We start from the raw sequence: 13085 nt of genomic DNA, 5'->3' as shown, positions 1-13085 counted from the left end.
AATCTGAATTATGAAGAGAAGGATCTCCTTTTATAGGAATAGGAATTTTTGGAAATTCTTTGTTTCTCTTGTCGCAATTGCGCTGATTTTTGCGTGCAGTACTGATATCGTAAGCATTGATCAACCTTCAAAGGTGGATGCAGGTCAGGAATTGACTGCCATGCTTAACTGTAAAATTGATGCGGCAGGAACAAATTCAAACAGAACGCTGGTAGTGGGTTTCCTGGTTCCTAAATCCTGGAACGCCTCTCAGAACACTTCCGTGTATTATACCTGCACGGCTCTGAGCGCCAACAATGAGAAAATGAGCCTGATGCCCGCATCTGAAAAGGAACCAAAAACGCAATTATCCTGGCCGGATGCCTTGATGCAGGATAAACGATACGCGCTGATGGGGAATCTTGTTAATGACTTGGAGTGGGTTGTCTTCCGCTCTACGAAAACCTATGATGTCAATAACAGTGTCACTTTCCAGGTAAAACTTGTAACAAAGGCGGGACCACAAAACATGTTGGTCAATCTTGGATACTTCGTCGGAAATTCTTACAACGGATTGGAGCCTCCTGGCGGTGATAAATACCACGATGGTAAATACGCCCGGCTGAGTGTTGAGAAGGGTACCGGGGACTTAATAGATTTTGTAAACCCGCAAATCGCCATGGTCGAACTCGCAAAGGCCACTGACAATGATATTCAGACGGTCTATTACGACGGCGATTTGATTACAACGCCTCTAAGCACTGCAAAAAAGGTTTACTTCTGCGCCAAAGGTTATACTTCAGATGGGAATATAATAGAGCGATGTGAGATAAGCGATAAGACAGCTTTTAAACCGACGCCCGGTATTAACCGGTTTAGATTTGATTTTTGGCCCAGGGCATTTTTTAACCTGAATCAAAACCAATCGCTGGTTAGAATAGAATATTTTTTGATGGACGAATCGGGCTCAACAAAAGTGGGATATGGGGGAAGTCAATCTCCATCAGACCCATTCAAGTTTACATTTACCTGTCAATAACAAAAACGAAATGCTGAACCATAAAATGTTACAAGCTTACAATAAACTCAGGTTATATATGTTGCAGTTAAGATTTTACCGGGGACGAATATGGAGTATATTTATGCTCATACTATTAGGCGGAAGTATCGCTGCACAAAATGGCGTCAACATAAGTGGCAGGGTGGTGGATGATTACGGACATCCCCTTCAAAATGTGAGCGTACATAACACCCATAACAACAGCCAGGTGAACACAGACAATGATGGCGCATTTTCTATCACTACACCACTTAACGGCGTTTTGCTGTTCACTTTAAAGAATTATGACATTGAAACCTTTAAACCCAAAGGGAAAGAAGATAATGTGCTGATCCGCCTCCATGAGAGTTATCTGAGAAAAAGTGATACCATTGACGTGATATACCGCCAGCATAAGGCTGATTTGTTTTTGGGATCGATATCGACAGTAAATTCTTCCCAGATTTCTACAACACCCGCTCCGTTGTATCTGTACTCACTCACCGGGAGATTACCGGGGTTATACACAGAGCAGATCCGGGGATATAGAAGTTTCGCGGGTACGGGTGATGCCAACTCAGTAGCTGATCTGGCAGGTACGCTCGCAAGAACAGGTTTGACGCCTTTCAGCGATAATAATGAAATTTCAATCAAATTGAGAGGCCAGAACCCGGTGGTAATCGTCGACGGTATTCAACGCGATATCTTTTCGCTTGATCCGGAAAGCATAGAATCTGTTTCTGTCTTAAAGGACGGATTGTCGTCAATTGACCTGGGTCAGCGTAGTTCAAGAGGTGTGTTGCTGGTTACAACTAATAAGCCCAAGATCGGACCACCAAGATTGTCATTTACTGCGGAAGCGGGGTGGCAGGAGCCGCTCAAACTTCCCACACCGGTAAGCGCGTTTGACTATGCATACCTGGTAAATGAAGCACTACAAAATGACGGCAGAAAGCCCTTGTATAGTGTAAAGGATCTGGAAGGGTTTAAGAACGGTTCAAATCCGTATGCCTATCCCGATGTAAACTGGTATGATTTAGTTCTCAAAAAGAATGCTCCTATGAACCGTTACAACCTTAACGTTGGTGGGGGAGGGAATGTAGCCAGATACGCGATTTCACTTGGTTATATGAATCAGGAAGGACTCCTGAAGACAGGCAACAGCGATGCCTCCCTTCAGCTCCAGCGGTATCTTATTAATTCCAAAGTGGATATAGACGTTACAAAACATTTCAACGTCGGTGTCCAGTTATTTGGACGTATTCAGGATGGGAACCAGCCAGGAGCGGGTGTCGGTACCATATTGGACAATCTTTTGCGAACACCCAACAATGCCTACCCGGTCTATAACCCTGATAGTTCATATGGTGGTAATAATTCATTCAATACGAACCTGAAGGCTTCCCTGGATAAATCGGGCTACAAAATGAATAACGACCGGGATATCATGGCAAACGTGGACATGAAGTATAATTTTGACAGTTGGGTCAAAGGGCTATGGGCAAGAGTCAAGGGAAATTTGTCCGTACAATCCGCGACACTCACCGACAGATCTATGCAGGTTCCGGTATTTTTAATGCAACCGGGAAACAGTGATACAACCTACGCGCGATACGGCAGCGCCAATTCACAAGCAAATAATTTTTATGCTATATCCAACGCCAGATATTGGTATGCACAAGGAGAAATTGGGTATGCGAAATCAGTAAGAGGCAGCACATTTACCGGCAATCTGATGGCAGATATGCGCCGGTCGACGCTGAACTTTGATCTTCCCGGAACTGCTACGAACTACGTAGCCAAACTACAGTACAATTATCTTGAAAAGTATATGCTGGAAGCTGCTGTTAATTACAGCGGTTATGACAGGTATCCGCCTGGCAAGCAATACGGGCTCTTTTATGCCGCAGGCGCCGGTTGGAATATTGCAAAGGAAAGTTTTATTAAGGACAATTACAGTTGGATCAATCTGCTGAAATTAAGGGCAACCTATGCACATACGGGAAATGGGGTAGACAACTCGGGTTATTTCATATGGCGTCAGACTTTCAATCAAAGCAACGACGAAACCGGCATCTCTGGCATTGAACACGTGAGAGCACAAATGGCCATAGTAGAAAGTGGGTTGGCCAATACGGGGATCACCTGGGAGCAGGGAAATAAAATGAATGCCGGTTTTGATATTTCGTTGTTCAAAGACCATTTTGGAATTAATGGAGACTACTACAGGGATATATATTCCGATTTGCTGCAGATTCGCGGCAAAAGTATTGCGATATTAGGAAAACCTTATCCTGTGGAGAATATCGGCAAAAACCTGTACACGGGAGCCGAACTGAATTTGACTTACCGGAATAATGTGGGAGCGTTTAATTATTTCATTACAGCAAACGGGTCCCTTGAGAAAACCAAGGTGCTGTTTATGGATGAACAAAAAAGAGAATATCCGTGGAATGTGCGCACGGGTCTGCCTGTTGGGCAGCGATTTGGATATATAGCCGATGGGTTTTTTGGATCAATGGCGGAAATACAATCGGGAGCTTTAATTCCGGGGTTTGATATCAAACCGGGGGATATTAAATTCAAGGATCTCAACAATGACGGAATCATCGATCAGTTTGACATGGTCCCAATCGGAAAGACAAAGCCAATGCTCTATTGCGGAATTACAACCGGGTTTAACTACAAAGGAATTGGTTTCAGCATTTTGTTCCAGGGTGTTGGGAACAGGAATTTATATATCGACAACTGGAATACAGAGATCATAAGGGCATATGGCCAATTGTATGGTCAGGTTTATGACCAACTGATGTCAAGATGGACGCCCGAGCATGCAGATATAGCGACGTATCCACGTTTAAAGGCTAACGGCAGTTTTGGAGATTGGTACACTTTGAGCAGTAGTTCGTTCTGGCTTCACCGGGGCGATTACTGGAGAATAAAGAATATCAACCTGCAATACACCTTTCCGTATCAATGGACCAGTCGCTTCCGGGTAGCTGGAATAACAGCCTTTGCGAATTCGCAGAATTTATTTACCTGGGCCGCCTACGACAAGGTTGATCCCGAAGTTAGTAGTGGTGGTGTCTATCCCAACCAAAGAGTCTACAATATCGGTATTAATATAAAATTTTAGTGTGTAGAATAGCTAAATATCTTCAATATGATTAAGAGTCTTCTATATAGAATAACGATTGGGTGTGTTATCATGCTGACCGCATGTACCAAGAATATTGAAAAGATCCCGTTGGAGCTGAATACGATCGAGTACATTTTTGATAAGGATGACTCACTTGGTGTTAACGCCGAACGATTCATGAGCGGAATTTACAATACGGTGCCAAGGGGATATAACCGGGTGAGTTCGGATATACTGGATGCAGCGACAGATGACGCAATATCGTCAGCAACCGGCAGCACTGATGTATATAAATTGGCAACCGGGGGCTTTACTTCGTCGAACTTCCCCTTCGGTGAGAATTTTTGGGCGACTTGTTATTCCGGGATCCGGAAGGCTAATATATTTATCACTAACATTGATATGGTACCGCTGAAAAAAATGGTCGCGTCAGGCTTCCCGAAAAAACATGCCTATAAAGCGGAAGTCAGGTTTATCCGGGCTTTGTTGTACTTCGAGCTTGTTAAGCGGTACGGCGGGGTTCCGCTGGTTGGAGATAGGGTTGGGCTTCTTGGTGATGACATACAACTCCCGCGAAATTCCTTTAAAGATTGTATAGACTATATTGTAAATGAGTGCGATCAGATCAAAGACAGCCTGCGGACGATAGCTCAGACAAAGGCTACCGGCGACTATCAGGCTGTTACGAAAGGCGCTTGCCTGGCGCTGAAATCCAGAGTGCTGCTTTATGCAGCAAGCCCGTTGTTCAACGGGGGAAATATTGCGCCGGGTAATCAGCTTACCGGTTACACCGACAATGACGCAAACAGGTGGAAATTGGCGGCAGATGCAGCCAAAGAACTGATTGACAGAAATGAGTATAACCTGGTCCCCGCTTTGTTTTCAGACATTTTTATTACCGTTGATGGGATGGGCAGTAAAACAAACAGGGAAGTAATCTTTGTTAGGGAAGACGGACAGGGTACCGGTATTGAAGTCAACAATGGACCAGTAGGATATTCTCCCGGCACAGCCAATGGCCGAACCAGTCCCACCCAGGAACTGGTGGACGCATTTCCAATGAAAAACGGATCGGATATAACCACAAACGGTTCGGGATACAACGTCAGCGATCCATATTCCAACAGGGACCCCAGACTAGGTATGACCATATTTTTTAATGGACATGCATGGCTCAACACGAGTTTGGAGACGTTTGAAGGAGGGAGAAGCCACCCGGGTACCTTGAATGTTGAAACGAGAACAGGATATTATATGCGGAAGTTTATGGGCTCCTTTGAAACGACTAATAATTTTTCCAATGTGTATCATGATTACATACTGTTCAGGTATGCTGAAGTGCTATTAAACTTTGCAGAAGCTCAGAATGAATTTTCAGGGCCTTCAGATCAGGTTTATCAGGTATTGAAGGATTTAAGAAAAAGAGCTGGTATCAACGCCGGATCTGACGCTATGTACGGCTTGAAAACAGGTATGTCGAAAGAGGAAATGAGAAAAGCTGTTCAAAATGAAAGAAGGATAGAGCTGGCTTTCGAGGAACACAGATTCTGGGATATAAGGAGGTGGAAAATTGCCGAGCGTGTAGTTAATACGCCGCTTCATGGTATGAGTATTAGTAAGGGATCTTCAGGAAGAATGACGTTTACTGTAAATGAGGTGTTTAATCCAGTGTTCAAACCAAGACAATATCTGTATCCGATTCCCTATGACGAGGTTGTCAAGAACTCAAATATGGTTCAAAATCCCGGTTGGTAATATTTTAATTAAAGTGATGATACAAAAAAGTAATAAATCGAATAATCGCTTATTTATGTGTCGCATATATTTATTGATTTTCTCCATTTTTTTTGTTAGTGGTGTATTAGCCCAGCAAAAAAGGATAACAGGCGTGGTAAAGGATATTACTGGCCCGTTAAACGGGGTTTCAGTCGTTGTCAAGGAATCAAACGCCGGCACGGCAACGAGCAGTGACGGACGGTTTACCGTAAATGCGAATCCTGGAAGCACTTTAGTTTTTAGTCTGGTGGGTTATTTACCCGTGGAGTTAAAAGCAGGAGAAAAGTCTGAGCTTGAAGTGCTGATGCAGGCAAAAACCCAGGGAATGGATGAAGTGATCATCGTTGGGTATGGCACCAAAAAGCGGGTTACAAATACGGGCTCGACCAGCGGTATCGTGGCAACACAGATCCGTAATATACCAACTGCAAATGTCCAGAATACCCTGGCGGGTAGGTTACCCGGGTTTTTCTCACAACAGAGATCGGGACAGCCGGGTAAAGATGCGTCAGATTTTTTCATCAGGGGTGTGAGTTCCTTGAATCCCGATGGTAACAGGCCATTGATCATTGTGGATGACATTGAATACAGTTATGAGCAGCTCTCTCAGATCAATGTAAATGAAATTGAAAATATAAGTATTCTGAAAGACGCTTCTACAACAGCCGTATATGGTATTAAGGGAGCCAACGGAGTACTGATTGTTACTACAAGAAGAGGACTCCTGGGCCGTCCTAAAGTTAATTTCCGGGGAGAAGGCGGGATGCAAAGCCCGGTGAAGAAGCTAAAGTTTCTGGACTCCTATCACAGTGCCGTGCTGGAAAATGAGGCATACGCGAATGACGGCTTGAATCAACCGTTCTCAGCGGAAGACCTGGAGCATTTTAGAACGGGAGATGACCCGTACGGACATCCAAACGTAAATTGGTATGAGGCTATCTTCAAACCTTATTCACTTCAGACAAACGCGAATGTTGATGTTTCGGGTGGGAATGATATTGTTAAATATTTTGTTTCGGGTGGGGCATTTTCACAAAACGGAGCTCTTAAGAATTTTGCCGATCCTAGAAATGAGGTGAACACCAACTACTATTACAGGCGGTATAATTTCAGAAGTAATCTTGACATAAAAGCTTCAAAAAGTTTATCGGTAAGATTGGATGTGACGACCCGGTTCGGTGATATCAATCAGCCACATGCCCAGAATATTGTCTCAGAAATTTACAATTTTAACAGGATAAGGCCGTATTCGGCCCCGTTTCTGAATCCAAACGGGAGCTACGCATACGACAGGTATAACCCGCAGAATCTGGCAACACTTAATGCACGATTAGCCAACAGTGGGTATCAGCGGGATAAAAGGAATGATCTGAACGTCCTTTTTGGTCTGGCAGAAAAACTGGATATGATTACAAAAGGACTTTCCTTCACGGGACGCGTAGCTTATGCAAGTTCTGAACTTGCTTCCAGACAGTTATTCAGGGGGGATCTGTTCAACGGATATTCGCCGCCTTCGTATTATTATAATCCTGCGAACGGTTCTTATACCCTGGATCCCCGCGGGCAGTACCAATTGTCGGGGTACACACTGGTGGGTGTAACAGACGCGTACAACAAGAATATCAATCTGCAGGGATTCTTGAATTACGACCGGACCTTTGCAGCACATCATTTTACATCGCTGTTGCTGTTTAACCGGCAAAACTATACCGATCAAAGAGCTGCTTCAGTACCGAATAAGTTTCAGGGCTACAGTTTCAAGATCGGATATGATTATCTGCAGAAATACCTGCTTGATCTTAATATAGGGTATAACGGTTCCGATCGATTCAAATCTGGCAGACGGTACGGCTTATTTCCGGCACTGGGGTTGGGGTGGAATATCAACCGAGAGAAATTCTTCAATATCAAGAAAATCAACCTGCTGAAAGTTCGGGGTTCTTATGGTGTGGTTGGCTCCGATATCGTTTATGGGAACCGGTACCTGTACAATCAGCAGTATTATAACGGCGGATCGTATCCGTTTGGAGAAGCCAGTGTTGTTTCCTATCCCACTATTTTTGAAGGGGACCTCGGGAATAATAATGTAACCTGGGAAAAAGCAGAAAAATTTGATGTTGGGCTGGATCTGAATATGTTTGATGATAAAATATCTCTAACTGTTGATTATTTTAGGGATCTTCGTTTTGATCAATTAATTTCAAGGGGTTCTATATCTCAGATTCTTGGGGTAGGAACGGCCAGGTTTAATATGGGAAAGGTATTAAATACCGGTATTGACGGGCAGATATCCTACAAGAATAATATCAATGACTTCCAGTATAATGTTACCGGAGTCTTCTCCTTCGCAAAAAACAGGATAGTTTTTATGGATGAAGCTACTCCGGCGTTTCCATGGTTATTGCGTACTGGTCATCCAATTGGTCAGCCATTTGGCTACACATTTCTTGGATTTTATAAAGATCAGCAGGACATTGCTAACAGTGCCAAGCCATTGGTGCCTGTCAGACCCGGTGATCTGAAATACAAGGACCTGAACGGTGATGGTGTTATCGATGAAAATGATATGGGACCGATCGGGAAGCCCAATCTGCCCAATACTACAGTCGGACTTACACTTGGTGGCAACTATAAAGGATTTAGCCTGAGTGTGCTATTTCAGGGATCCTTCAACTACAGCTTTGCTGTTACTGGTACGGGAATCGAACCATTTCAAAGTCAGTTTCAACCAATTCATGAGCTGCGATGGACCCCGGACAACAGTACAAACGCCAGGTTCCCGAGGCTGACGACAAACTCGGCGTCAGTGAACAGTCCGTCTGCTTTTCCTTCTTCATTCTGGTTGGTTGACGCAAACTACATCAGGTTAAAGACAGTTGATTTGGGGTATCAGCTTCCTATTAAAACCCTGCCGTTCGGAATCAGCAATGCCCGTGTATATGTGAGCGCCTATAACCTGTTTACATTTACTAATTACGATTTGTACCAGCAGGATCCGGAAGTCACCAGTAATACCGCCGGCGATGCATACATGAATCAGAAAGTAGTGAACGTAGGTTTACAAATAGGTTTTTGAAACGGGGAGCTTTATGTTGATTTGCCTTTCAAATGGTTGTGCAGGTATTCCGAGGGCATCAGTCCAAACTGCTTTTCAAAATTTTTGCTGAAGATCTTGGGAGACGAATATCCCGCATTTTCCGAAGCCTCATTGATATTTTTACCTTCAGATAGCAATTCAGCTCCTCTCTTGAGCCTGGTAAGGGTAATCAGGTCGTTGGGAGAAAGATCTGAGACCGCATTTATCTTTCTGTAAAAGGTAGGGCGGCTCATATTCATGAATTTCGCCAGACGGTCTACATCAAAGTCTTCGTCCAACAGGTGTTCCAAAATAATTAGGTTCACACGCTCAAGAAACATCTCATCGGATTTTGTATAAGCCACCGTTTTTAAGTGGGCGAGTGGCGAGTTATAGAAAAATTGTTTTATTTTGTTTCGGTTTGCGAGCAGGCTGGCAATCTGCATTTTTAAATGCTTAGGTGAAAAGGGTTTCTCTATGTAAACATCGGCACCCAATTCCAAGCCTTGCAGTTTTGACTGAAGCGTATTCTTGGCAGTTAACAGGATTACAGGCAAGTGACTGAGTTCAACATCTGATTTAATGGTCTCACATAATTTGAATCCGTCCATTAAGGGCATCATCACATCGCTCACTATTAAATTTACTACATCTGTACGGAGTATCTGTAACGCAGCTTTTCCATTAAGAGCCTTACGTATCTCATATTCGGGATTAAGGTTGTCTTCGATAAATTCAAGGATTTCTACATTGTCCTCAACAAGAAGTACCACAGGTTTCAGTTTCATTACTTAGGTTTTTTAAAATTCCGGACTGACTGGCATCGTCAAAACGAAAGTGTTTATATTATCCTGGGATAGTTCCAGCTTCAGTTCGCCGCCATGAATTTCTGCCAAAGATCGGCTTAAGGCTAACCCGATACCCGTTCCCGCCTGATTGGAGGTTTCTTTCAGCCGGTAGAAACTTTTGAAAATATCATCTCTGGTCTCTTCAGGTATAATGAAGCCGTCGTTAGTAAAAACAGCCCTGTAATGCTTTTTGTCCGGGGAATAGAACAGAGATACCTGTACTGTGTGGTCGGAGTATTTTATAGCATTGTCAGTAAGATTGCTGAAAATTTTAGTCAGGGCTTCCTCATCAGCATTCGCCCAGATTGTTTCCGGGCTGCTGAAATCAAATACTGTCAGATTCTTCTGGTCGGCTATACTTTTAAAACCGGCATGAATGTCGCAGGCCAATGTGGAAACATTTATATAGTTCACATTCAATTCAAACCTCTTCATTTCAAATTTTCTGAAATCAAGGAGTTGATTTGCCAACTGCATAAGGCGGTCCGAATTTCTGCTCATTAAATTGATACTGTTTTTTATTCCAGGGAATTCTTCGATTTTGTCTATAATGTTTTCCATGGGACCATTTATCAGGGTTAGCGGCGTTTTGATCTCATGAGCAACATTCATGTAAAAGTTTATCTTATCCTCGTAGTTTTCTTTATCTTTTTCATGCGCCAGCTTTTCGAGCTGGTATCTGTTTTTTATTTTAGACCGTTCAATAAAAAACCTGATCGTTAGAAATATGACCGTTGTTAATAGGAAAACGTAACTGAGATAGGCCCACCAGGTTCGCCAGTAGGGCGGTTGTATGCGAATTGCCAGGGTCGTCAGATTTCCACGCTGATGAGGTTCGATAGATCTCACGGAAAAAGAATAATCGCCGGGAGGCAACTCTGTGAAATAAACTTTTCGATTAGTTGGTAAATATGTCCAGTCCTTATCCAATCCATCAAGTTTGTAGGCATAAGAGATGCTCGAAGGAGAGCTGTAGTCCAGCGCGGCAAAGTCAATGCTGAACGAGGATTTATTATAAGGAAGACTAATCTTTCTGGATAGGGTAATTGACTGTGTTAACGGTGAGTTCTTAGTCGCAATGGCGAGTTCTATATTATTAACCTGAAAACCGGTAATATATACTGGGGGATTAAATGATCTTGGCGTAATTGAATCGGGATTGAAGCTGATCATACCTTTGACGCTGCCAAAATACATATTTCCCTTGTTATCTTTATATGCAGACCGGTAGTTAAACTGGTCGGTAAGCAAGCCATAAGATTTATTGTAGACTTTTATTTCCCTGGTCAGCGGATTGAATTTTGTGAGGCCTCTGGACGTGCTCAACCACAAATTATCTTTATTGTCTTCCAGGATCGCACATATTATATCGGATGGCAAGCCATCATCAGATGTTAGGGAACGTATTCCATCCGTGTTTAAATTGATGCTGTATAACCCACCATCGGTTGCGATCCATGAAGTTGAATTTCCTGCGCAAAAGATATAGTTAATAATATTACCCGCAATTCGCTGTCTCTTGTCCGCTGCCAACAGGAAGTGTTTGAGGAAGTTGTTGCCCGGGTTAAAAACATATATGCCATCCCCGTATGTTCCCGCCCAGATATTTCCATGTGGATCTTCTTCCAATGATCGGAAAAATACTTTTGGCAATATGTCAACAGGAAGAAAATTATTCTGGTTCTTAAAATATTTGAAAATACCCTGACCAGTTCCAACAAATATCTCCCCCTTTTTTGTTTTTAGAATGGTGTATATAAGATTATTGCCAATAGATGAGTTTTCGGTATTGTAGTTGTAAAGTCTTTTTCCGTTTCGTGCTATCAAATCAAGGCCATGCAGGTATGTCCCTACCCAAATAGTATCGCCGCTGATCAGTAGGCTATGAATATTTGAGTAGGACACGCTCTGGTTGCTCAGTGTGGGGTTAAAGCAAGTAAACTGATTCGTGTTTTCATCGAATTTATTTAATCCGGCATCTTCTGTCCCGATCCATAACATTCCGTATCTGTCCCGCCGGATTACACTGATGGCATTTCCGCTGATTGAGTTGGCGTTTGTCTGGTGAAAATACTTCTTGAACACAATTTCCTGCTTTGGCAGATAGTTTACCCCGCCAAAATAAGTACCCGCCCAGATTCCACCTTGTCTGTCCTTAAAGAGCGCGTGTACAATGTTGTCCGACAACGAAAAGGGGTCATTGTAATTTCTTTCAAGTTTGGTGAATCCACCAGTGGTTAAATCGAGGATATAAATACCGGACTCTGTTGCTACCCAGTAATTTCCGGGGGTGACTTCCAGGATATCCCTGACGATAATATCTGTTTTGTCTTTATTAAGGTCCAGAATGTCTTTGTAGGTTCCCCGTTTGGTGTCAAGTAATTTGAGCCCCTGGTTGGATGTTCCGATCAGAAATAGCCCATACCGGATCTCAAAAATAGATTGTATCCATTTAGAAACAGGCTTCCTTGATTTTTCAAATACATCGAATGTTTCATCAAATCTATTCTCGATCTTGTTGAATTTGAGGACCGTTCCTGATGAAGTACAGATCCAGAGTTTGCGATCTCTAGTCACTGTATACGCAGTTACTTCCTTATTTATCAGAAACTGTTTGAGGGTCTTACTCTTCCTGTTATAGCAATACAAGGTGTATAAAGCTATGTAGTAGACATCATCTCCGATCGCTTTAACTGACAAAATGGAAACATTCCCCGCATGTTTAAACTGCACGAACTTCTCCGTGTTCTCATCAAATATAAACAGTCCGCGCTCGGTACCAATCCATATATTCTTGTCATTATCCTCTGATAAACTCATAATGGCATTACTGCCAATACTATGTTTGTCACCCGGATTATTTCTGAAAACCTTATATGAAATACCGTCAAAACGATTCAAACCGTCCCGGGTCCCAAACCACATAAAACCCAGGTGGTCCTGCATTATACATAATACGGCATTATTAGATAAGCCGTTTTCTACCTGGTAATGTGAAAAGTAGAAAGGTTGACCTTTTGCCACAACCGTCGTCAGTAACAAAATAATATATAAAAGAATATAAGGTTTTCTCATTGAATGAATAACCAAAAGGCTGAAAGTTCCATTTTTAAACAGCGCCCTGACTGACAACGAATTTGAGGAAAATTCATCTGAAATTCAAATTTATTCGGTAGCCGGTCTCAATTCCACCCCTTTCCTGATTTTGAGACAAAAGGATACAAATCT

General features: G+C 42.8%; 6 protein-coding genes. 4 read left to right on the top strand and 2 right to left on the bottom strand.

Features of this window, described 5'->3' with window-relative positions; all coding sequences use genetic code 11:
* Nucleotides 1-10: 10 nt before the first annotated feature.
* The 4 genes from AC3WS5_RS11280 to AC3WS5_RS11265 are packed head-to-tail and all read left to right on the top strand — an operon-like array spanning nucleotide 11 to nucleotide 9009.
* The gene (locus AC3WS5_RS11280) at nucleotides 11-1018 is read left to right on the top strand and encodes a DUF4961 domain-containing protein (protein WP_492467482.1); all 1008 of its coding nucleotides are present in this window, start codon (nucleotides 11-13) and stop codon (nucleotides 1016-1018) included.
* Nucleotides 1019-1028: 10 nt separating this feature from the next.
* Entirely contained in the window at nucleotides 1029-4154 is a 3126-nt protein-coding gene (locus tag AC3WS5_RS11275) for a SusC/RagA family TonB-linked outer membrane protein (RefSeq protein WP_492467481.1), read from the top strand.
* Between the two features lie 27 nt (nucleotides 4155-4181).
* Nucleotides 4182-5912 (top strand): RagB/SusD family nutrient uptake outer membrane protein, encoded by a 1731-nt coding sequence (locus tag AC3WS5_RS11270; RefSeq protein WP_492467480.1) that lies wholly within the window; start codon nucleotides 4182-4184, stop codon nucleotides 5910-5912.
* A 55-nt stretch (nucleotides 5913-5967) separates the two neighbouring features.
* Nucleotides 5968-9009 carry a SusC/RagA family TonB-linked outer membrane protein gene (locus AC3WS5_RS11265; RefSeq protein WP_492467479.1) on the top strand — a complete coding sequence of 1014 codons (3042 nt, stop codon included), beginning with the start codon at nucleotides 5968-5970 and terminating at the stop codon, nucleotides 9007-9009.
* A gap of 11 nt (nucleotides 9010-9020) precedes the next feature.
* On the opposite strand, the gene AC3WS5_RS11260 is transcribed toward AC3WS5_RS11265, so the two are convergent.
* Nucleotides 9021-9797 (bottom strand): response regulator transcription factor, encoded by a 777-nt coding sequence (locus tag AC3WS5_RS11260; protein ID WP_492467478.1) that lies wholly within the window; start codon nucleotides 9795-9797, stop codon nucleotides 9021-9023.
* Between the two features lie 12 nt (nucleotides 9798-9809).
* Nucleotides 9810-12932, bottom strand: a complete 3123-nt coding sequence (locus tag AC3WS5_RS11255) for a ligand-binding sensor domain-containing protein (protein ID WP_492467477.1) — start codon at nucleotides 12930-12932, stop codon at nucleotides 9810-9812.
* Nucleotides 12933-13085: the final 153 nt, after the last annotated feature.

The sequence above is a fragment of the Niabella sp. CPT15-335-S11 genome (assembly GCF_058792415.1).
This window is presented reverse-complemented; position numbering and strand designations above follow the sequence as displayed.